The 21648-nt window shown below is 58.2% G+C and carries 19 protein-coding genes and 1 pseudogene; 13 read left to right on the forward strand and 7 right to left on the reverse strand.

The window, feature by feature from the left end:
• From VAE55_RS16795 to VAE55_RS16815, 5 genes and pseudogenes are all read left to right on the forward strand, one after another.
• A pseudogene (locus VAE55_RS16795) lies at window positions 1-935 on the forward strand (hypothetical protein); the annotation flags it as partial.
• 67 nt (window positions 936-1002) lie between these two features.
• Window positions 1003-1350, forward strand: a complete 348-nt coding sequence (locus VAE55_RS16800) for a roadblock/LC7 domain-containing protein (RefSeq protein ID WP_012256591.1) — start codon at window positions 1003-1005, stop codon at window positions 1348-1350.
• A 129-nt stretch (window positions 1351-1479) separates the two neighbouring features.
• The gene (gene ndk / locus VAE55_RS16805; protein ID WP_012256592.1) at window positions 1480-1935 is read left to right on the forward strand and encodes a nucleoside-diphosphate kinase; all 456 of its coding nucleotides are present in this window, start codon (window positions 1480-1482) and stop codon (window positions 1933-1935) included.
• A 79-nt stretch (window positions 1936-2014) separates the two neighbouring features.
• Window positions 2015-3058 carry a 3-deoxy-7-phosphoheptulonate synthase gene (gene aroF, locus VAE55_RS16810; protein WP_416181217.1) on the forward strand — a complete coding sequence of 348 codons (1044 nt, stop codon included), beginning with the start codon at window positions 2015-2017 and terminating at the stop codon, window positions 3056-3058.
• 248 nt (window positions 3059-3306) lie between these two features.
• Window positions 3307-4431: an FtsW/RodA/SpoVE family cell cycle protein gene (locus VAE55_RS16815; RefSeq protein ID WP_322816876.1), complete on the forward strand. Its 1125-nt coding sequence runs from the start codon at window positions 3307-3309 to the stop codon at window positions 4429-4431.
• A 50-nt stretch (window positions 4432-4481) separates the two neighbouring features.
• Here VAE55_RS16815 and VAE55_RS16820 read toward each other — a convergent pair whose 3' ends face one another.
• The gene (locus tag VAE55_RS16820) at window positions 4482-5384 is read right to left on the reverse strand and encodes a sugar kinase (RefSeq protein WP_322816877.1); all 903 of its coding nucleotides are present in this window, start codon (window positions 5382-5384) and stop codon (window positions 4482-4484) included.
• Window positions 5385-5614: 230 nt separating this feature from the next.
• On the opposite strand from VAE55_RS16820, the gene deoC reads away from it, so the two are divergent.
• Both deoC and sucD read left to right on the forward strand, forming a co-directional pair.
• A complete protein-coding gene (gene deoC / locus VAE55_RS16825; protein WP_416181218.1) occupies window positions 5615-6298 on the forward strand; it encodes a deoxyribose-phosphate aldolase in 684 nt (227 codons plus the stop codon).
• Window positions 6299-6346: 48 nt separating this feature from the next.
• On the forward strand, window positions 6347-7234 hold the full coding sequence (gene sucD, locus VAE55_RS16830) for a succinate--CoA ligase subunit alpha (RefSeq protein WP_322816879.1): 888 nt from the start codon (window positions 6347-6349) through the stop codon (window positions 7232-7234).
• A gap of 272 nt (window positions 7235-7506) precedes the next feature.
• Here the strand turns inward: sucD and VAE55_RS16835 are convergent, their stop codons facing one another.
• Window positions 7507-9144, reverse strand: a complete 1638-nt coding sequence (locus VAE55_RS16835) for a GAF domain-containing sensor histidine kinase (RefSeq protein WP_322816880.1) — start codon at window positions 9142-9144, stop codon at window positions 7507-7509.
• Window positions 9145-9273: 129 nt separating this feature from the next.
• Between VAE55_RS16835 and VAE55_RS16840 the strand changes: the two genes are divergently transcribed.
• The 6 genes from VAE55_RS16840 to VAE55_RS16865 all read left to right on the forward strand — a co-directional run bounded on the left by VAE55_RS16840 (window position 9274) and on the right by VAE55_RS16865 (window position 11599).
• A complete protein-coding gene (locus VAE55_RS16840) occupies window positions 9274-9597 on the forward strand; it encodes a non-heme iron oxygenase ferredoxin subunit (protein WP_322816881.1) in 324 nt (107 codons plus the stop codon).
• Window positions 9594-9851 carry a hypothetical protein gene (locus tag VAE55_RS16845; RefSeq protein ID WP_322816882.1) on the forward strand — a complete coding sequence of 86 codons (258 nt, stop codon included), beginning with the start codon at window positions 9594-9596 and terminating at the stop codon, window positions 9849-9851. Before VAE55_RS16840 ends, VAE55_RS16845 begins: the two co-directional genes overlap by 4 nt.
• A 24-nt stretch (window positions 9852-9875) precedes the next feature.
• Window positions 9876-10268: a fibronectin type III domain-containing protein gene (locus tag VAE55_RS16850; RefSeq protein WP_322816883.1), complete on the forward strand. Its 393-nt coding sequence runs from the start codon at window positions 9876-9878 to the stop codon at window positions 10266-10268.
• Window positions 10269-10295: 27 nt separating this feature from the next.
• Window positions 10296-10538, forward strand: coding sequence for a hypothetical protein (locus VAE55_RS16855; RefSeq protein WP_322816884.1), 243 nt, complete (start codon window positions 10296-10298; stop codon window positions 10536-10538).
• Window positions 10535-10939: a hypothetical protein gene (locus VAE55_RS16860; RefSeq protein WP_322816885.1), complete on the forward strand. Its 405-nt coding sequence runs from the start codon at window positions 10535-10537 to the stop codon at window positions 10937-10939. Before VAE55_RS16855 ends, VAE55_RS16860 begins: the two co-directional genes overlap by 4 nt.
• 366 nt (window positions 10940-11305) lie before the next feature.
• Window positions 11306-11599, forward strand: coding sequence for a PspC domain-containing protein (locus tag VAE55_RS16865; RefSeq protein ID WP_322816886.1), 294 nt, complete (start codon window positions 11306-11308; stop codon window positions 11597-11599).
• Between the two features lie 327 nt (window positions 11600-11926).
• Here VAE55_RS16865 and VAE55_RS16870 read toward each other — a convergent pair whose 3' ends face one another.
• Genes VAE55_RS16870 through VAE55_RS16890 form a run of 5 tightly spaced genes read right to left on the reverse strand, consistent with a single transcriptional unit; the run spans window position 11927 to window position 21640 of the window.
• Entirely contained in the window at window positions 11927-13975 is a 2049-nt protein-coding gene (locus VAE55_RS16870) for a tetratricopeptide repeat protein (RefSeq protein ID WP_322816887.1), read from the reverse strand.
• On the reverse strand, window positions 13972-16146 hold the full coding sequence (locus tag VAE55_RS16875) for a hypothetical protein (protein ID WP_322816888.1): 2175 nt from the start codon (window positions 16144-16146) through the stop codon (window positions 13972-13974). The genes VAE55_RS16870 and VAE55_RS16875 overlap by 4 nt, the downstream gene beginning before the upstream one ends.
• A gap of 4 nt (window positions 16147-16150) precedes the next feature.
• Window positions 16151-18415: a glycosyltransferase family 39 protein gene (locus VAE55_RS16880; protein ID WP_322816889.1), complete on the reverse strand. Its 2265-nt coding sequence runs from the start codon at window positions 18413-18415 to the stop codon at window positions 16151-16153.
• 4 nt (window positions 18416-18419) lie between these two features.
• Window positions 18420-20399, reverse strand: a complete 1980-nt coding sequence (locus VAE55_RS16885; protein WP_322816890.1) for a glycosyltransferase family 39 protein — start codon at window positions 20397-20399, stop codon at window positions 18420-18422.
• A complete protein-coding gene (locus VAE55_RS16890) occupies window positions 20396-21640 on the reverse strand; it encodes a glycosyltransferase (RefSeq protein ID WP_322816891.1) in 1245 nt (414 codons plus the stop codon). The genes VAE55_RS16885 and VAE55_RS16890 overlap by 4 nt, the downstream gene beginning before the upstream one ends.
• Window positions 21641-21648: the final 8 nt, after the last annotated feature.

A 21648-nucleotide genomic window follows, 5' to 3' on the forward strand; every position in this document is an offset into this window, starting at 1 on the left:
AGGACCAGCCCGCCGCACCTGTCGAACCGGAGCTGACACCCTTCTCACTCGAAGAACTCGGCCTCTCGCCGGAAGAGATTGCCCAGCTTGAAGCCGCTCAACAGCAGGACCAGCCCGCCGCACCTGTCGAACCGGAGCTGACACCCTTCTCACTCGAAGAACTCGGCCTCTCGCCAGAAGAGATTGCCCAGCTTGAGGCCGCTCAGCAAGCAGCTTCACCATCAGAGGCAGAGTCGGCTAAAGATGACCTGTTTGATTTCAGCATTGCCGAAAACGCACCGGTAGCAAAAGCTGTACGCACCGCTCCACGGGTAGAGGAACCACCGCCGCCGCCAGCACCAGAAGATACTGGCTTTGTGCCGGAACCACTGGATGCGCTTGATGACATCTGGAATGCACCGCCTGAGCCGATGACGAGTGAACCGGCACGGGTTGTGTTGCCACCACTCAGTGAACGACTTAAAGCGCAACCGATGTTGCGAACGCCGACAAGAGAAGAGCGACGAAGCGTAGCACCGACTCGCGACGATCTTCGTTTTGCCCGCCGTGAAGCTCTGACCAGTGGGCGTGGTCGTTCGGCAAGGGCACCAATTCGGCCACGGGCACCAGAAGACTTTATTCCTACCGGTAATGCAACAATCGACGATTACTTACGACAATTGAGCACCAATCCGGCCAATCACTCTCTGGCTTTCACCATTGCCCGCCTCTGTGCGCAAACCGGGCAGGCCGAATTGATGGCTGTCATCTATCGTCGTTTACTCAAGCACACGACACTGCTTGATCGAATGGCCGAGGAGCTGGAAGACCTTATCAACACCATCGAGGACACGCCAGTTCTTCGTCATTTATATCGCATCCTTGGTGATGTGTACTCGCGTCAGGGACGACTGGAAGAGGCGATTGCCACTTACAGCGTCACATTTGCCGAATAAGTGAGGTATCCGTCTTTCTTATGTAGAGAAAGCAGACTCCGCGATGGCACCACAAGAAAGGTTTAGCATGCGCCGCATCGTAGAAGATCTCATTCGGGTCGACGGTGTAATTGGCAGTTTGCTGGTCGGCAAAGATGGCCTGGTCGTAGCCAGCACATTGCTCGATGAAGAAGATGCCGAAATACTGGGAGCAATGTCCGCGGCAGTCTTCGGTGAAATTGATAAAGCGACCCGCCGACTCGGAGTCGGACATTTAGTTGACTCCATTATTGATGCCAAAGATGGCTCGATCTTACTGCTGGAAGCCAAAGAGCTAATCCTGGTGGTGATCACACAGCGCACGGTCAATCTCGGCCTGGTCAAGATGGAAATGCGCCGTGCGGCCAAACGGATCAGTGAGGCCGTTCCGATCTAACGCACCTGCAATGGTGGCTCAGAGCACAGATCGACAGGTAGCAACCTGTCGATTTTTGTTTATCAGCATTTTGTATGTGGTATACTGACCGCGGGAAACAGACCTGTTTCTTAATGTTATGAGGTATCCATGGAACGTGCACTGTTAATCTTGAAACCTGACGCCGTACAACGAGGATTGATCGGCGCTATCATCAGCCGCTTTGAACAGCGGGGCTTGAAATTTCAGGGACTCAAGCTGATGCAGGTCGACGAGGCTCTGGCGCGCCGCCACTACGCTGAGCACGAAGGCAAGAGCTTCTTCAACGGTCTGGTCAGCTACATCACCTCTGCGCCGGTCGTTGTAGCGGTCGTAGCCGGGAAGCCGGGTACCGTGGAGCTGGTGCGGGCAATGGTAGGCGCCACAAATCCGGCCAAAGCAGCACCGGGGACGATCCGGGGCGACTTTGGGGTAGACATTGGTCGCAATCTGATTCACGCTTCGGACTCGCCGGAAAGTGGTGAGCGCGAGACAGCGATCTTCTTCCAACCGCACGAGCTAATCGGCGAGTGGAATCGTGCGCTCGACAACTGGATCTACGAATAGTCGTTGTTCCGAATAACGGACGCTACGTCCGTCAATGCGGTTGGCGCAACCTGATGCTTGGCCAACCGCCGCCTTGTCTATGCTGGTAGTCATGGAAGCACATGCCACGGCGGAGCAGATCGAAGCAGTCTGCGCTGAAATCCGGGCGATGGGATTCACGCCACATCCGATGCCTGGGCCAACACGCACAGCCATCGGAATTACAGGAAATCAAGGCCCAATTGAACAGGCCGGACGATTACAACGGCTGCCCGGCGTGAGTCAATTGATCCGGGTCACAGCACCCTACAAACGGGTGAGCCGGGAATTCAAGGAGCTGGACACCGTTGTCGAAGTTGGTGGCATTCCCATCGGGGGATCGGGCATTGCCATCATTGCCGGGCCATGTACGGTCGAAAGCCGCGAACAGACCTTCAATGTAGCAAGAGCGGTACAGGCCGCCGGTGCAGTCATCCTCCGTGGTGGGGCCTATAAACCGCGCACCTCACCCTACTCCTTTCAGGGATTGGGGGAGGCCGGCTTACAAATTCTGGCTGAAGCACGGGCGTTAACCGGGATGCCGGTGGTCACGGAAGTGATGGACACTGAGACACTACCGCTCGTCGTGCAGTATGCCGACATGCTACAAATCGGTGCGCGCAATATGCAAAACTACTCGCTGCTGCGGGCAGTTGGGCGTACCCGCCACCCGGTACTGCTCAAACGCGGCTTTGCGGCTACCGTGAAGGATTTGTTGCTGGCGGCAGAGTATATTCTGGCCGAAGGCAACCCAAACGTTGTTTTGTGTGAACGAGGTATTCGCACGTTCGATGACAGTCTACGCTTTACCCTTGATCTGGGAGCGGTACCCTTGATCAAGCAGCTTTCGCACCTACCGGTCATTGTTGATCCGTCGCACGCCAGTGGTCGGACCGACATGGTGATACCGATGGCACGGGCTGCCATTGCTGCCGGCGCTGATGGTTTGATCATTGAGGTGCATGACAATCCAGCTTTTGCCGTTTGCGACGGGACACAGTCACTGGTACCTGAGAGTTTTGCCGATCTGATGAAGCAATTGCATCGGGTCGCAGCAGCCATCGAGCGACCCATAGTGCGCTGTGACGTGGCTCAGACAAAGTAGCAGTTATCTCATAGCGCTGGTATAGGCTTCTGCCCATGCACAATGGATACACATAGCAATCAACAGTAGTCTAACCATCCGGGCAAGGTCCGGCAGGTGCCATGCGCGTCCAAATATAGAGTACGACAGGCGCGGAAGCATGGCTTCCCAACGCCAGACATCTGACACATGGATACTGAGCACGGCAGAGATTCAATACCAGCAGAGTTGTACACGACCTGGACAACAACGACATAACGAGGTACCCAGTGGAAACGCGGCGCTGGCGGGATCTGGATTGGGGCATTTTGGTCAGTGTAGCTGTCCTGCTGATTATTGGCAGCCTGGCACTCCACAGTGCAACCCTGAATGCAGTGGCCGGTAATGGCTTACCATTACGTCCGGTCTTCGGACGTCAAATCGTATATATCGTTGTCGGCCTGATCGCCATGGTCGCCATGATGTCGTTTGATTACCGCTTGCTTTCCAGCCTAGCGCGCCCACTCTACGTCAGCACAATACTACTACTGGGTGCGGTATTGGTAATCGGCCGCGTAAGTGAAGGTGCGCAGAGCTGGATTGCCATCGGTGAACGAACGTTTCAACCTGCTGAACTGGGCAAACTCGTGCTCATCATTGCGCTGGCCACGTACTGGCAGCACTACGCTGATCGTGGTGGAAGCTGGCTGGTGCAGATAGGTGGATTATTGATCGCTGGTGTACCAATGGCGTTGATCTTTATCCAGCCCGACCTGGGCACAACGCTGGTTCTGGCCGGCATCTGGCTGACGATGGCGTGGGGTGGTGGCATGCGGTTGGCCCAGTTGATCACCCTGTTTATTGCCGCCATCCCACTCGCGTGGATCGCGTGGCACTACGTGCTCGATACCTATCAACAAGTTCGGCTCAGTACATTCTACTACTTGCTTACTAATCCGGCAGCTGTTGATTTTAATGCCGGTTATAACGTTATTCAGTCACTCAATGCAATCAGTTCCGGCGGTCTGACCGGCACCGGCCTCACCCGTGGCCTGTTCAGTCAGGGCAATTACGTGCCGGTGCAGCACACCGACTTCATCTTCGCGGTTATCGGCGAAGAATTAGGGTTTATCGGTGGTGTGGTGCTGATCATCTTTCAGGCGGTTGTACTCTGGCAGACCCTCTCTATTGCCGGCAAAGCGCGTGATCAGTTTGGCCGATTGGTAGCGCTCGGTATTTTCGGGATGCTCTTCAGTCACACCGTCATCAACATTGGCATGAACATGAGTCTCCTGCCGGTAACCGGTCTGCCATTGCCGTTCGTCTCGGCGGGAGGCAGCTTTATGGTGACCACCCTGATCGCCATTGGCCTGTTACAAAGCATCAGTCTTCGCCACCGACATATTGCCTTCTGATGCAGTTTTACCGATTGTCTGATCTCACTATACACATTAACCGTATCTTGCTACTGCGCAGTAGTAGTGCGAACCAAAGCCTCAACCTCGGCGAGCGATGGTAACGCGCTACGACCACCGAGTCCGCGCGTCTTGAGCGCAGCCGCTGCGCTGGCGAAGCGTAAGGCTGCCGGCAAGGGATCATTACGCAACAACGCGAATAGTAAGGCACCGTGAAAGACATCACCACAACCGGTTGTGTCCACCGGCGTAGTGGGAAAGGCCGGCGTGTGAATGAGTTCACCATTGTGACAGGCCCAGCTACCGGCTTCACCGGCGGTAACGACAACCAGTGTACGATACCGTTCGGCCAATGCCTGAGTTGCCATTGCTATGTCGGAAAGGCCGGTGACTGCACGGGCAAAATTGGCAGAGACCACAATATCATCACAGAGTGGTAGTAATTCCAGCACTGTTGGATTGACCCGTTCGGCATCAATCATTATTCGCCCTCCAGCAGCCCGTACCTGACGAGCCGCAGAGAGAGCCGCCGGTAGGTGAGAGTCAATCAACAATGCACGGGTTTGTCCTGCCAGTTCGGCAGGAAATGAGAGATCGGCAAACACCGTCGGCTCGTTGTACCACCATACCGTTCGCCGATCACTCCCGGGTTCGGCCAACACGAACGCAATATGCGAAGAGCCACGACCGGTCACAACGAACGAGGTGTCAACCCCGAATCTGGTCAACTCGGCCTGAATCGCCACACCGTAGCGATCATCGCCAACAGCACTGACCAGCGCTACCTGAGAACCGAAACGGGCCATGGTCGCCAGCGCAGTCGCGACCGGCCCACCACCCATCTCCGTATATCCGGCAAGCGGTTGCTTCTGGCCTAAGACCGGTGATGTTGCCGTCACACCGACAAGATCCCAACTGGCAATTCCCACACCGATAGCATCAAATCGCGTCATACGCTCTCCTCTTCGACCACATGCCTATCATTGCTATTCAGCAAACAGCTTGCGCGGCTATGCTACAATAGCATCGTGAATGATGTCAGAACCTGGCGCCAGTCGTCAAGAGGAGCCTCGTCGTGGAAGATCTCATCGCACAGGTGCGGTCACACATAGATGCCCTGGTTGGATTACCGGTTGGTACACCGCTGGCGCATCCACCAGTCCCACCTGCTTCAGATACCCCTATTGCCAGTTTTATCGACCATACACTGCTCAAGCCTGAAGCGACAGTTGATCAGATTGACCGACTGTGCAGCGAGGCCGAGCGTTACCGGTTCGCCAGTGTTTGTGTCAATCCGCGTTATGTTGAACGTTGTGCGCATGCGCTCAGCGGTTCGGCAGTGCGGGTCTGCACGGTGATAGGCTTCCCGCTCGGAGCCACCACAACAAAAGTGAAGGTCTTCGAGACAGTACAGGCTATCGGGCATGGGGCACGTGAAGTAGACATGGTGCTGGCGATTGGGACACTTCGCGGACGTGAATATCACGCGGTGGTTGATGATATTCGGGCTGTTACCGATGCTGCCCATGCCAGTGGCGTATTAGTAAAAGTTATTCTGGAAACTGGCCTGTTGACCGATTTTGAGAAGGTGATGGCCTGTATGCTAGCGGTACGGGCGGGTGCCGACTTTGTGAAAACCAGCACCGGTTTCGGGCCGGGTGGGGCAACCGTTGCCGACATTCGCCTTATGCGGGCAGCAGTAGGGCCGGCCATTGGCGTCAAAGCATCAGGTGGCGTGCGTTCACTAGCAATGGCCCAGGAACTGATCGCAGCCGGGGCAACCCGAATCGGCACGTCGGCAGGTGTTGCCATTGTGCAGGAGGCTGAAGGCACAAACCTTGAACCGCGAAATAGCGACACGTATTAAGATAAAGCCTATCGCATCGTATATCTGTACTTTATTAAGGAGGAACGAGTGAGCATTCTGATCGATACCAACACCCGGCTGTTGGTACAGGGAATTACCGGTAAAGAGGGTGAATTTCACACCCGCCAGATGATCGAGTATGGGACAAATGTCGTTGCCGGCGTCGTCCCCGGACGTGGTGGCCAAAAGGCGATTGATGGCCGCGTGCCTGTCTTCAATACGGTAGCGGAAGCAGTCGCGGCAACCGGCGCCAACACTGCGGTTATCTATGTGCCGGCACCCTTTGCGCCCGATGCCATCCGCGAGTCGGCAGCCGCCCGTATTCCGCTCATCGTGTGTATTACCGAGGGCATCCCGGCACTGGATATGGTCAGCACCTACGCCTTTGTGCGAGAGTGTGGAGTACGCCTGATCGGTCCGAACTGTCCCGGCTTGCTCACACCAGGAGCAGCTAAAGTGGGCATTATTCCCGGTAACATCGCGATACCTGGCCCGGTTGGGATCGTGAGTAAATCGGGTACACTGACCTATGAAGCAGTTGATGCACTCACCCGGCTGGGCATTGGTCAGAGCACCATTGTCGGCATTGGCGGCGATCCGATTATCGGCACAAATTTCATTGATGTATTAAGCATGTTTGAGGCTGATCCACAAACCGAGGCAATTGTTCTGATTGGCGAAATTGGTGGTACCGCCGAACAAGAGGCCGCCGCTTACATTAAGGCTCACGTGACGAAGCCGGTGGTAGGCTTCATTGCGGGTCAGACAGCACCGCCCGGTAAACGCATGGGGCATGCCGGTGCAATCATCAGCGGTGGCGAAGGAACCGCCCAGGAGAAGATCGCCGCGTTGGAGAGTGTTGGCGTGCGCGTTGCCCGGATGCCAACCGATATTGCCGGCCTGGTCAAAGAGGCACTTAGCGCCCGTGCCGGATAGCCTGGGTGATAGTAGCACGATATACGGGGAGAGGGTGGGTTAGAAATCCACCCTCTTCATCTTTGATCGGTCAGATGATCGTGACCAGCAGGGTGAGAGTCGGATCACGGGGTATGAACCCTGCGACACCAGATTTGATAGGAGGGATGTCCGACTCAGGTCATGGTTGAGCTGTGTCGGGTAGACGGCAACCGAACCCAACCCGTGCAGGTCTTGGCGGATGACCGGGATGCAGGCAAGGCGAGCGTCGTCTGTCCCGGCCTAACCCTGCATCAACGCACTTGACTCAGTGGAATACGCAATTCAACCGTTGTCCCCTGACCGATCTCACTCCGAATACGTAGATCGGCACCGATCAGACGTGCCCGTTCTTTCATGTTCAACAGGCCGAGACTACCGCGATTCACATAGCCGCTTTCCACCGCAGCGACATTGAAGCCCCGTCCGCGATCACGCACACTGGCTACAAAGTGATCCTCTTCAACATACAAATAGATAGTGATCGTATCACTGTGCGCGTGCTTGCGGGCATTATTCACCGCCTCCTGCAAAATAATGAAGACGGCTGCTTCAACTTCGGGTGACAGGCGTGGCACCTGAGCCGGCGCTTCCAGGCGCAGCTTCGTATCACTACCAGATGGATCGCGCCAACGCTCAACATACTGTTGCAACGTTGCCAGCAGACCCTGTGTTTCGAGGCCGAGAGGACGCAACTCGAACAGTAAGGTGCGAATGTCGTGAGTCGTTTTTTGCACCAGTTCAGCCAGCGTATCAAGTTCAGCCGGAACTCGTTCGGGCATGGCCTTGAACAGACGCTTAATGAACTCAATATTCATCGCGATTGCCGCGATACTCTGCGTGGGGCCATCGTGCAAATCGCGCGCAATAGCGTGGCGTACCTCAGCCTCTTTCTGCAACAGCCTGTCACGCTCTTCCTTCAGCCGTTGATAGAGCCGGGCATTCTCGATAGCGATGGCCGCCTGAGCCGCCAGCGTTGTTAGCAATTGCATATCCTGATCGGTGAACGGCTGGTCGTTCACCTTGTTCAACAACTGCATGGCACCGATCACCCGATCCTTCACCCGCATCGGCACACACACTATCGAGCGGGTGACAAAATCAGCTTCACGGCTAATCGCATCGTACCAGCGCGGATCGTGCTCGACATCATTCACAATTTGACCAACGCCGTGCGTCACCACCCAACCGGCAATCCCGCGATCGGCCGGCATCCGATACTGACGCTGCTCGCCGGGAACTTCGAGGACTAACTCATTTGTCTCTTCATCGAGAATAAAGATTGAGCAACGCTCGGCTCCAACAACTTTGGGGGCACGTAACTTAATATCGTTTAGCAGGCTGGCGAGATCGAGATTCACTGCCAGTGACTGGCCGATCTCGTAGAGCAGATGCAATTCGCGTAAATCTCGCTCGGCCCGGCGCAACATGGCTAGCTTATCGGCTTCACCACCAATTGCCCGCACCAGCAGAACAAGCAACTCCTCATCCAGGGGTGGATGCCCCCCCGACTGCTGATTGTTCCGGCTCACCACCAGGTGCAGCAATCCCACACCCTGCCCGCCACTCTGTAATGGCAACTCGATAAGGTCACGCCCCTCATCAATCGAATACGAGCCGACAATTGGTTCGCCATTATCGTCACGACGGGTGAAGCCATCGCGTGCCTGCTCGATCAGCAGCAGCGTTTCAGCATCGAGTTTACCGTGCATCACCTTCGTCGTTTCACCGTATGGCGAAACGTAGAGCAATGCACCGGCCTGAGCCGGCCAGAAAGCGATCAGGCGATCAAGCGATGCCTGCAAGAGATCGGCCACTTCGTGGTGGCCGCCGGCAATAAGCAGTTGACTGAGTGTTTCCAGTTGGCGCTGATTTATCGCAAGCGGCGGCATATGGCACCTCGAATTGTGGCAAGAGATCCCGATCCGGTAATAGGTATAATGCGTATTATAACGTATGAGTGCGTGTATTGTAATGGTACTGTAATCATAGATACCCCGTCTGTCAATGGAGTAGCGCCTGTGGAACGGTTTAAAATTTGTCATCGTCACGAACTACGACCCGGCCAGATGCGGTACGTTGAGATTGATGGACTGCCAATCGGGATAGCAAATGTTGGTGGTAACATCTACGCCTTCAGCGATAGCTGCCGACACGAAGGTGGCCCACTCTCGACAGGGGTATTGATCGATCACACCGTCACGTGTCCCTTGCACGGCTGGACATACGATGTACGTACCGGCAAGAGCATCGTTCCACCGGTGGGGTTACGTATCGCTACCTACCCGGTTGAGATCATCAATGACGAGATCTATGTACTGATTGATTGGTCATCGTCTCAATGAGCCAGAGTACAGAAGCCGCGTTGGTGCTGATCAATCGCAGCTCGGCAACACTGACGATCACGGTACCTGTACAGGGCTTTCTGCCCAATGGGGTAGAACTCTGCGCAATGTTTACCGTTGGTAATCAGCTCGACGAGACAGTACAGGTCGTTAACGGGAGCATTCAGATCACGCTGAACCCACTGAGCGGTACTGTGCTGATCAACGAACCGGGAGCCGATCTCAGGCCACTGGCGGCGCCCACCAACCTTTAGGTTATCGAAGAGGGTGACCGGTCGGTGAGCTTGAGTTGGCGGCGGCCCAGTGGTGGAGCACAAGCGTACAACATCTACCGTAGCCCGGTCAGTGGCGGTGGTTGGGTCAAGATCAATACTGCGCCGGTAAGCAGTCTGAGCTTTACCGACACCACAGTAGAGAACGGGTGCACCTATTACTTCGTTGTCCGTGCGCTTGATGCTGTGGGGAACGAAGGGCCGGCTTCGGCGGAAGTAAGCGCTCTGCCGAACTATCGGATTGGGTGGGCCAATCTGCAATGGTCACCGACGATCTCGTACACCGTGTCGGCCATTAATACCACACCGGAGATTTACGGGCAGGTCTGGATCGACGGTGTAACCGGTCAGCCCGGTGCGACACCTGGCCTGCGTGCCCAGGTGGGATACGGCCCTTAGGGTAGTGATCCCCGTGGGAGTAACCGGGTGTGGGTTGAGGCTACCTTCAACGTTGACGCCAGCAATAACGACGAATTTAAGGCGCAACTCCAACTTGAAACAGTTGGCACCTTCGATCACGTCTTCCGCTACAGCACCACCAACGGACGCGACTGGCTTTACGCTGACGGCAGTGGGCCGTTCAGTAGCTTACCGCCGCAACCTGGTGTGCTCACCGTTCTTTCCAGTGGTGACACAACACCCCGGCAACCCCAACCAGCCTGCAGGTGATCAGCGCATCCCCGGTAGGGATCGTCTTGAGCTGGAATGCCGTCGATGATGCCTATGCCTACGAAGTACGCCGTATCGATGGTAGCGGCAACGAACTCATCTTTGCCCGCACAACTGCAACCACCTTCACCGATACTAGCGTTATCCAGGATACCACCTACACCTATGCCGTGCGTGCGCTAGATACATCGTTCAATCGTTCAGCCTTTAGCTCACCAGTAACGGCTACCGCCGCACTCCGCACAGTTACGCTGGTCATGAATGTGACAGTACCGGCGCCCGTTGAAGATGCAATTGGGCGTAGTGTCTACATTACCGGCTCCCTCGATCGACTCGACGGTGGTTTACCGCATTGGAATCCGGGTGGTGTGGTGATGACGCAGGTCTCGGCAACTCAATAGACTATCACCTTCATCGGACGCGAGGGCATGCAACTCGAATACAAGTACACTCTCGGATCGTGAAATTTTGTTGAAAAGGGTGCGACTTGTGAAGAGCTGGTCAACCGGCAGTTGACGCTGACTTACGGTTCGAGTGGTGTGCAGACGGTCAACGACACTGTGCTCAACTGGCGGGATGTCGATCGGTGTGGGAATTAGGACAGGAAGGGTAGCAGGCTTATCCGGCTCGTTACCCTGATGAAAGCAACCAGAACCTCACCCACGTGCGGCAACCAACACCGGTTGCCGCATTCCCATTCCTAAGTGCAACCAACGACACGGCGACAGCGTCAAACAGACAGTACAATTAGTGGGAGGAGTATAGCAATGAATACGCCACAAACACAACGGTTGCAACGGTTGCGCAATGATCGCATGCTTGCCGGTGTTGCCAGTGGGCTGGCCCAATATATCAGGGTTGATCCGGTTATCGTCAGGCTGGTTTTTGTGATATTGGGCCTAGTGAACGGCATGGGTGTGCTGTTCTATATCCTGTTGTGGTTGCTGATGCCGAATGAAGACGCTGACCCGACGGCGAACAATCTGCACACGGCCATCGACGAGATGCGCGTCATTGTGGAACGGTTCCTCAGCGAAGTTCGCGATGTTTTTCGGCGGTAGTACTGTTGCAAACACTTAGGCAAGCAAAGAAGAAAAGTGTAAGGTCAAACTATAAGCAAGTAGCGCAATACGCTACTCACACGCTTTTCGTGGCCTTGCTCCCGCTAAAGGAGAAGCTCCTTGCGCCGTTGGAAAGAGATAGGGGTGTTTTCTCCCGCATTGGGACACCTCAGCGCACGACTCGAGTATCCCCGCCCCGCGATCGGGAGTGGGGATACGGGCCAACCGGTGCATCCCAACACCATAAAGCTCCTTGGCGATCCTATGTTCTGTCCACCCCTCAACTGGGATGAGCCAGGACACAGTCGGTAGCACGTCCTCTCCCCTTCACTCACCCCGCACCTCAACCCGATCCACCACAATTCCCAGCTCACGCCCATCCGGCGCAGACCACGGTTCTACCCGTAACTCAATATCGCGCAGGGCAGTGGGATCTACCGGTGCCGGTAAGCGCACCGTCAACCAGCGCCAGTTGGTGTCAAGCCGGAATGGATGGCAGCGCTTGTCGCTACAGAACTGCACGGTAACCGGCGCGTCGGGGCGTAATGCCGCCACGCGCAACTGCACCACCTGACCGGTGGCCGAGATGCGAATCCTCGCCACCGACCCTGTCCAGCGACTCTGGGCACCGGCCAGGGTCTCGGCGGGGTAGAAGCCAGTAAGATAACCAAAGTCTAATCCATCACCCACCTCAATCGCCGATGTCGGTAATGGTTGCGTGTCGCGCCAGGCCAGATCGATCAACGCCTGTTCACTCACGTATTGCGGGCGATACGCCTGACGGGCTTCGTCGAGATTACCGGTCGCCCGCAACAGATCGCCAAGCCGGATGTACGTCGGTGGGTAGAGGATGTTAAGGCGTTGAGCGGCGCGGTAAGCATTCAACGCCCTCTCGTTGTCGCCCTGCACACGCAGCACATCCCCCAGCACGAGATACCCGTCAGGTGTGGGTTGTGCAGCCAAAGCCTGCTGATACGCAGCAGTGGCTTGCGGCAGGTTGCCGGTAGCGCGGGCAAGGTCGCCGCTGAGCCGCCAGAAGCTGCGGATTCCGCCCTGGATGGCATATTCCCAGTGGTAGGCGATCAGGATTGAGAGACCGACACCCCCGCTGACCAGCAGCGCTGTGCGCAGTGCTGGCCGGTTGAGCCGATACCAGTGCGGGAGTGTCAGCCACGCCCGTGCCGCATAGGGGATGAGAGCGAAGAAGATGAAGTGGCGATAACGCCCTTCGCCGTGGGTCACCAGTGATACGGCGATGAAGTAGATTAACCATAAGCCGATCAGCACTGCCGGTGCTCGCCGATGTAGTGCCCCGTACACCAGACCGGCTATCCCGCCCACAGCAATCAGGCCGTACAGCAGATCGTCGAAGATGAGTGCAGCTAGAAAGAGCAGCGGCGGTGGATCGGCCCGATAATCTTCCAGCAGAAAGCGATCCTGGATCGCCTTCACCCGCCAGATTGCCAGCCAGTTCGGCCAGAGTTTGCGCAACATAATTGCCGGGTCTTCGCGCAGCCGTTCCAGCCCCCGCGCCGTCGCGTAAGCCGCTCGCTCAGCCGGATCAGGGATATTTTCCAGCACGCGAAAGATGGTTGCCATATCTTCGCGTGGTTCGTTGAATGCCCAGAGATTGTACGACAGACCGGTTTCGATCACAATACAACTGCGATAGCTCAGACAGTTGCGGATTGTCCACGGTGCCACAACAATCACCGCACTGGTAGCGAAGATCAGCCCGGCAAGCACCGGCGTTGGTCGCCGTAGCAATTGTGACCAGTTGCCGGTAGCAACGACCGCAATCCAGCCGCTCACCAGCAGGGTGAAGTACAGCGGCATCGAGCGGGTCAAGAGCGCCAGCCCCCACAGGCCGCCGGCAAGAAACAGACGCCAGTCGCGCCATTGGGCGCCGCGTCGACGCCATACCAGCAGGAGCCACCACGCTGCGCAGAACAGCGTGGTAAAGAGGGTTTCGCTCATGTAGAGCGAGGCAAAGGTGGCGTTGGTGAGCAGAATGGCCGCTCCGCCGGCGGCCAGGCGATGCACCCACGGCCCGGCGCCATCGGCTATCGCCTGCGAAAGCAGGTAGATCAGATAAACGTTGAGCACGCTGAGGGCAATGTTGGGCAGCGCTGCCAGCCAGACATCACCACCACTGAGCCAGAGTGATCCGGCCAGCCAGAGCGGGTAGAGCGGTGCCCGCAGCCAGTGGTAGCGCTCGTAGAAGCTCCATCCCCGCTCGGCCAACAGGTCACGCGCCACCGTGAGATACTCGACCTCGTCGTTCGCCGGCAGATGCAGCGGTTGCAGCCAGAGTGCCAATCGGATCAGGACCGCTATGGTCAGGATTGCGATCAGCCACCACGACTCGCGCTTCATCGTACCTCCACAAAGCCTATTTGCATCCCTAGCCGGCGACTATCGGCGCTGGCCGGATCGTATTGCCGCGGCCAAAAGGTAGGTGTCGTGATCGAGATGACCAGCTCTTCTGCGCGGAGCATTGCCGGTAATGGGATGGTGATGGTTTGCCGGTCGGCACCAATCGTGAAAGGCTGCGGCTGGCCGTCGGCAATCGTTACCCAGATGGTGACGGCGCTTCGATCAGGCCGGCCACTACGTACTGTCAGCCTGATCTGCTGAGCGTTGGCCGGTATGCTCAGACGTAGCTGTGCCCATCCGGTCGTCCAGCGCCATTCCTGTTCGCCGGGATCGGTCTGGTGCATGCCGCGAATGAACCCGAGCGCCAGACTATCGCCGACGACGAGTGTCGTTGGTGGTGGTGTAACCGAGCGCTTCCAGAGCCAGGTAGAGAGGTCTTCACGCGACCCGGTAGCAAAATTGCTCAATTCACGACGTGCACCCTCTAATTCTCCCCGCCGACGCAGTATGTCGCCACGCAGTATATGTGGGTAAGGGTGGGCGGGCAAGATCGCGATTGCTTCCTCCAGCCAACGCAATGCCGCCGCTTCATCATCGGTCAGCAAAGCGGCTCTGGCCAGCGCGACTCGCGCCAGCACCGATTGTTCGTCACGCGCCAGCGCCTTGTAAGCAGCCGTGGTTGCCGTTGCCGGATCGCCGGTGGCTAATGCCTGTTCGGCACGCCACAGTGCCAGATGTTTGCCGGCCAGTTGCCAGGCCAGCACTGGGTACGGGGCGTGCCAGAGCGTGATCAGCAGGGCCAGGAGCGGGATCAGCAGGGTTTGTGGTTGGCGGGGAATAGTTTTGTACAGCCCCGTCAACCACGCCGCACCAGCCATGCCGGTGTAGGCGAGCAAGACCGGGTAAAGGGGGAGACGATACCGCAGTTCGACATGAAAGATGAGCGTGGTGAAGAGCACATACGCGGCCCACGCGCCCAACAACCAGGCTGGACTCGTCAGGGCGTGCAAGAAGGTCGCCGGACGCTGCGATGCTATCTGTGCTGCCGTGTGCCAGCGCTGGAACAGACCAAAGCTACCGCCGATGAGGATGAGCAGCCACACCCCATCTCCCAGGATCAGCCGGGCCGCGACTTCGGTCGGTGAGACCCAGATCGCCGGTCTGGCCCGCATATCATCGGCGTGTTCGAGGGCAAAGAAGAGGCGCAGCTCACGAGCCATCTTTGCCAGAAACCGGGCCGGGTCGGCCAGGATCACCGCAATACCGCGTTCGGTAGCCAATCGCTGCCGTAATAACCGGTCTTCACCCAGAGCGTAAAGCTGAGCTTTCACCGCTTCGCGACCGGCGGGGTCATTGTCGAGCCATAGATTCTCGGCGCCGGTAGTGTCGATCAGAATCACCCCGCCGTAGGTCAGGGTGTTACGGATTGTCCATGGCCCGACCACAAGCGCACATCCCAACCCAAAGATGACAGCCTGCTGCAACCGTTGCCGACGCTGCCCGTGTGCCCAGCCATGAATGAGCCACCAGCCTATCGTCAGCGGGAGTAGTGGCAACGCCACCGAGCGGATCAGACACAGTGCTCCGCAGATCATCCCGGCAACCAGAGTGAGCCGCCGCGATAGCTGCGGTATCAGAATCAACCAGAACAATAGGCTTAGCCCGGCCAGAAAGAGGGTCTCGGTCAGTAATTCGGTCGCGTTAGCGGCCAGCGTATAGTTACACGCCGTCAGCAGCCCGGCCAGTAATCCGGCGCGGCTGACAAAGGCAGGTGCGGCCTGTGGCGCACTGCGGCTGGCCAGCGTTCGGGTGAGCAGGGCTATCAATGGTACCGTCAACGTACTGATAATCGCCTGCACCAGTCGCAGATTCTGCACCAGCGAGTCCACCAGGACAATCGCCGTCGCCAGAAAGATCGGGTAGAGCGGTGGCCGCATCAGCCGCAGCTCAACGTAACGTCGTTCCTGCAAGAGGGTAATTGCCTGGGTCAGATATTCAGTTTCGTCGCCTCCCAGTGGATAGAACTCGCGCCAGCGCCAGACCTGAAGCCGCAAGATTAGCGCCAGGATTGTCAGCACAGCGACGGCGATCCACCAGTTACGTTGCGCGGTTCGTTGATCGGTATTCATAGTCATGGTACCGACCGGCTGATAACAACCGGGTTTCTGCACAGTATCATCTCACCTCTGCCCAATCGAGCTGAAACGCCAGAATTCGCACCTGACCGACCTGTGGCCCTTGCCGGCGCACCAGGTCGAGCGCGTCAGGAATGAAGCCAGGGCCGTGCAGGGTGATGATGTAATCGCTTCCCGGCGAACGGGCCGGCAATGCAAGACAGAACTCCTGTAACTGACGTTCAGGTTGAAACTTCCCCACCTCAGTACCATCGAGCCAGACCGTGATCGCTGGTGGTGTCAGATCTGTTGGCCAGTTAGCCGCTGCGCGAAGACAGAGCTGCCGATTGTTGCCCGTTGCGGCTGCCGGAAAGCGCAAAGCGGCCCTCTCCCCCGCCCAGCGCACAGTCGCGCCGAGAACTGGATCAAACTCGCCGAGGTAAAATCCATCGATATAACCGAGATCGTTATCGTCGGCCAGATCGATCCGGTCACCGGGGAGGCGGGGCGGTTTGAGCCACTGCCATGCCCAGCCCGTCGGGTTCCAGTCGTCAACCAGGGTTTGCCCAAGCGACTGGCGCGCCCCGTTCAGATCACCTATCTGCCGCAGCAATTCGCCGCGGATCACGGCGGTCTGCCACGGGTAGAGCGGTTGCTGACGGCCCAGCAGTTCCAGGCCAACAGCCGGCTGCCCCCGGCGGGCAACCAGTAACGGTTCGCCGACAGCACGTGCGTAAGCCGGCAAATCTGGATCGGCGAGCGCCTGCAACCACGCTGTCAGATCGTCGGCGGCCACGGCGGCGGCTAACCGTTCCAAGGCAGCGTACTGCGCCCGACTCTGCCAGGCGATCTGTGCTGCGGCTATCGCCGACGGGTAGGGGCCGAAGTAGGATGCCCACTGTGACGGCGCACCGGCGGGTCGTGGTTCGAGATAAGCGTAGGGGGTGGCGGCGATCAGCCACACCAGCACGGCCAGCGCTGCGTAGCCTGCCCCCCGCCGGTTCACCGGCCACGTGCGCCGGTGGAGGATAGCCGCCAGCGTAAACATCGCCAGAATAAACAGAAACGGTAGCAGCGGAATGCGGAAGCGGTTAATCGCGAAGAGTAACGGCGCTGCCGCCAGATTGTACAACAGCCACCAGCCAATCAGCCCGGCGAGCAGTGATTGCGGTCGGCGCAGGACAGCCCACCCCAACATGGCCAGCGGTAACACAATCACATAAAGCGTATCGTCCAGCACAAGCAGGGCCAGCGTGTACCACGCCGGCAACCGCCCCAGGGCAAAGCCTTCGGCCAGTCGCTCATCGCCGCTGTAGTTGATTTGAAACAGATCGATCAACTCTGCGAACGTCTTCTCGCCAAACGCCCATGGTTTCGCCTGGATCAGACACCAGCCTTCGGCACTGAGCACTTGTTGTCGTTCAGCCTGCGTTATCGCGGTAACCGGCTTAGCCAGCGCAGCGGCCAGCCGTGGATCGTTCCGCTCCGCCAGACACGAACCGGCAGTGAGCTGCGCACGGGCATCATCATCAAGGGTTGGGTCGAGCAGCGCCAGCACCAGATTGCGCGTCGGTGCATCGCTCCGGCCACCGTCGTAGGCGGTACGGGCACCCAGGGCCAGGTTGTAGGCGCTGGTTGTGTCAATGATTATCAGACCGCCATACGTTCGCGAAGCGTACCATGCCCACGGCCCGATCAGACAGCCGGCAGCCAGTAATGGCAACAAGCCGCTGATCAATCGTTCACGCCAGTGACCCGGTGTGCGCCAACCGATCCAGCCGGCAATCAACGGCAGAAAGCCGAGTAGTAAGCCACGGGTGAGTGTCGCTAGACCGAGCAGCACACCACCGATCAGCAGATTGTGCCGCTGCCGGGGATTGGCCAGCAGGCAGAACGCGGCCAGCAACAGGCTGATAAACAGCGTTTCGCTCAGCAGCAGTTGCGGATACATCGCCAGCGGTAGCGACAGTGCGCTCAGCAGAGCGGCACCTCCGGCCATGCGTGGTGTCGCCCCCAACTGTCGGCTGAGCACATACACCAGGCCGACATTGACCAGACTGAGCAGGTTCTGCGTCACGAAGATAAACGCTTCATTCCGCCCAAAGAGCGCGATATGGGCGGCCAGAAACAGCGGGTAGAGTGGCGCTCGCGTCCACAGATACGTGGTATGCCAGGCAAACCCTCGCCCGTTGGCTAGCCAATCGGCAGATGCCAGATATTCGGCTTCATCAGATATGAGACCGAGGCGCGGCAGGTTTCCCCAAAGTGCCAATCGCAAGCCGATACCGGCGCCCAATGCCAGCAGCAGCGGCCAGTGTTGTCGCAACCAACTATTCCTCACCGGCAATGACCTCAATCGTTGTTAACCAGAGCCGCCCTGCACTCAGTGCTCCCTCACCACGCACCGGCAGACGGCCATCGGGTGTCGGATCGGTCGGTCGGTACCAGCCGATCAAAAGCTGATAGTGACCAGGTTCCAGGTCGGGCGGTAAATGCACCGTGCGATCATCGCGCGCCGGCTTCCCCGGCAGCCATGTACTGGTTGGCAGATAACCGGCCAGCGGTTGCCCATCATCGCCGGCAACCGGTGGCTGCTCACAATCGCGGCAGAGGTGAATGAAGAGGCTGTAATCCTCACCGAGTGGCTGTGTCACATCCCAGAACAGACTGAGCGGAATGTTGCCACCGGCGCGATAGATGCCTGGCCCCGCCGGCGTGGTGGCCTTCAGCGTATAACCGAGAAACGTCAACTGCTCGCCAAACACGGCGTTACCCGGCGTAGCCGGCTGCACGATCTTGCCGGTAATGTACGCCTCCGGTGCCTCCTGACAGAAGAGATGAACCCCCTGCAAGCGCCAGATACCGCACGGCCACGTCCGCTGCTCGCGGCTGAAAGCCCAAAAATTACCGACCAGACCGTACTCATCACCCGGTCGCGGCGGATCGACAGTCCGCGCATGATCGGGAGCTATCAGCAGCCAGCTTCGCGTATAACCGGTTAATGCCGCCCGCCGTTCGACATCCCACTCACGCTGAGTATAGCTAGTTTCGCCCGTCCAGAAATTGGCAAAGCTGATCGGCTGCGGTGCCGGATCGCTGCTCAACCGGCTCGCATAGTAGTCGTAGAGCGAGCGCAGGTATCCTGGATGCACCACAACCGCATCATCGGGATGTACCCGGCGCATCAATTCGCCGATTGCTTCACGATATTGCTCCTTGACCGGGTCGCCAGAAAACAGCCCGAAGCGTGGTTGGGTCAGGGCCAAAGCCGACGTGGTCAAGACACCGGTTAACATCAGCCATGCCAGCGCTCGTCGCCAGTTCGTGTGCCCAACGCCAATTGCGAGAGTGATCAACCAGATTGGAAAGACGATCATCAGATAACGTGCTTCGTAGAGCCGGGTGAAGAGAAGCTGTACCCCGAACAGCACCAGCGGCACACTCCCCATCATCCCGATAACCAGCCGACTCGATTGCGGCAGACTTGCGAATCCGATCAGGCCCAGACCAAACAGCAGGAGCCACGGCAAAAGCCAGAACCATTCGAGATCACCCGGCCAGCGATCCAGGCTAAAGCGAGTGATAGTCAACCAGAGGGCGGTCAGCGGATCGGCGGCGATTGACGCTCCACTCGCTGCCCGATCACTACCGATGCCGGCAGCCATAGCGCCGATCATACCCAGACCGATCACAATCAGGCCAACGGCGATAGGAATCGTGTACCGGCGGGGACGACTGAACAACCACACCAGACTGGCACTCAATGCCAGCAGTGCCGTCAGCCGATGGATGAACAAGGCCAGCACCGTTAACCCGATCAACCAGTACCACACCTGCGCACGCTGCTCGTGTACGGCGCGCAATGTCAGCCAGAGGATCGCAGTACTGACTAGCAGCACCAGCGCGTAGACCTTCGCTTCCTGCGCATACCAGATGGCAAAAGGCGAACATACGCCGATCAGCGCAGCCGCGATGGTCACCGCGTCGCGTTGCGGCGAGTCACCAACCGCACGTCTCGCCGCCAGCGCCAGCAGCGGCACGCTCAACGCACCCGCTATCGCCGAAGGGAAACGTAGCGCCCACTCACTCACTCCGGCCAGACTCATCCATCCCTTCAAGATCACATGGTAGAGCGGGTAGGCTGCGTTAGGTCGGATCAAATCGATCAGCAGCACCGTCCACGGCTGCATCGCCATTGCCCAACTGTTGCCTTCATCCAGCCAGAGACTCTGATCGCCGAGCCGGTAGAGGCGCAGGGCCATCGCAGCAATGCCGATCAAAAGCCAGGCTATCAGCCATCGCCACGTCATGGCCTGACCTCACCGCGCAGTGCAGCCGCAAAGGCAGCTTCATAGCGTGCCGCTGTATTCTCCCACGTCAGCTCATTCAGAATGCGTTCGCGCGCTGCCGCCCCCAGGCGGGCTGCCAGTGCCCGATCTTCAGTCAGGCGACCAATAGCGGCTGCCAGGGCGGCTGCATCGCGTTCGGGAACAATCAGCCCATGCACGCCATCCTCGATCACATCGGGCACCCCGGCTACCCGTGCCGCCACAATCGGACGCGCCGCCCCCATCGCTTCCAGCAAAACGTTGGGCAAGCCGTCAACACCCTCCCGCACAATCGGCAGCGCAAAAACATCGGCAGCGGCCATCGCTATCGCAGTACGCGCCCGGTCAAGCTGACCGGTAAACAGCACGGTGGTGGCAATACCCAGTCGGGCGGCCTGCGCTTCCAGGGCCGGACGCAGATCGCCGTAGCCGACGATAACCAGACGCGCTGTAGGGTGCATGCGCAACACCGCCGGCCACGCATCGAGCAGAACACTGAACCCCTTTTTACTCACCAGTCGCCCTAACCCTAACACCAGCGGAGCGTGGGCAGGAATATTCCATTCGGTACGAAACTGCTGCGCCGCTGCCGGATCAGGCCGAAACTGATCGGGATGCACGCCGTAGGGAATGACGAAGGTACGGGCTGGGTTAGCGCCCAACCGTACTCCGCGCATGCTCAGATCGGCACTACAGGCAGTGACGGCGGCAGCGCGTTGAAAGACCAGCCCGGCCAGAGTACCCATAATGCGTTGTGTCTCGGCCAGATAGATGTCGCTGCCGTGCAGACTGACCACCAGCGGCAGGCGAGCTATGAGCGCTGCAAGTGCAGCGGGCGGCCCGTTGGGTAAGACCCAATGCGCCTGCACCAGATCGAACGGTTTTCCCCTGGCCCGCGCCTGGTGTAATTCGCGCCGCAAAGCACTGAACGAAGCGGTAAGCGCAAACGGTGCTGCTAACCATGCCCGTTCGCGCACCTGAGTATCGCTTTGCAGTGATTGGGCATAGCCCCAGATATTGAGTGCCGGATGCGGTGCGTAACGGAAGAAACGCAAATGAATCCCACGTTCGTAGGTACCGCGCCGCAGATCGGGATGCCACGGTGCCACCAGTGTCACCTCGTGACCACGAGCCGCGATCCCGGCGGCAATCTCTTCGATGAACGGTGCCGTTGTTTCTCGCGGATATTTTGGTAGTGATGAAGCCAGCATTAAGATGCGCATACGGTACG

This window comes from Chloroflexus sp. (assembly GCF_034432675.1).
GTDB lineage: Bacteria > Chloroflexota > Chloroflexia > Chloroflexales > Chloroflexaceae > Chloroflexus.

Bases quoted from the DNA above. Each gene is read 5' to 3' on its own strand.
- VAE55_RS16800 (WP_012256591.1), top strand. From the start codon at position 1,003: ATGCGCCGCATCGTAGAAGATCTCATTCGGGTCGACGGTGTAATTGGC.
- ndk (WP_012256592.1), top strand. From the start codon at position 1,480: ATGGAACGTGCACTGTTAATCTTGAAACCTGACGCCGTACAACGAGGA.
- aroF (WP_416181217.1), top strand. From the start codon at position 2,015: ATGCTGGTAGTCATGGAAGCACATGCCACGGCGGAGCAGATCGAAGCA.
- VAE55_RS16820 (WP_322816877.1), bottom strand. From the start codon at position 5,384: ATGACGCGATTTGATGCTATCGGTGTGGGAATTGCCAGTTGGGATCTT.
- VAE55_RS16835 (WP_322816880.1), bottom strand. From the start codon at position 9,144: ATGCCGCCGCTTGCGATAAATCAGCGCCAACTGGAAACACTCAGTCAA.
- VAE55_RS16845 (WP_322816882.1), top strand. From the start codon at position 9,594: ATGAGCCAGAGTACAGAAGCCGCGTTGGTGCTGATCAATCGCAGCTCG.
- VAE55_RS16865 (WP_322816886.1), top strand. From the start codon at position 11,306: ATGAATACGCCACAAACACAACGGTTGCAACGGTTGCGCAATGATCGC.
- VAE55_RS16870 (WP_322816887.1), bottom strand. From the start codon at position 13,975: ATGAAGCGCGAGTCGTGGTGGCTGATCGCAATCCTGACCATAGCGGTC.
- VAE55_RS16885 (WP_322816890.1), bottom strand. From the start codon at position 20,399: ATGACGTGGCGATGGCTGATAGCCTGGCTTTTGATCGGCATTGCTGCG.
- VAE55_RS16890 (WP_322816891.1), bottom strand. From the start codon at position 21,640: ATGCGCATCTTAATGCTGGCTTCATCACTACCAAAATATCCGCGAGAA.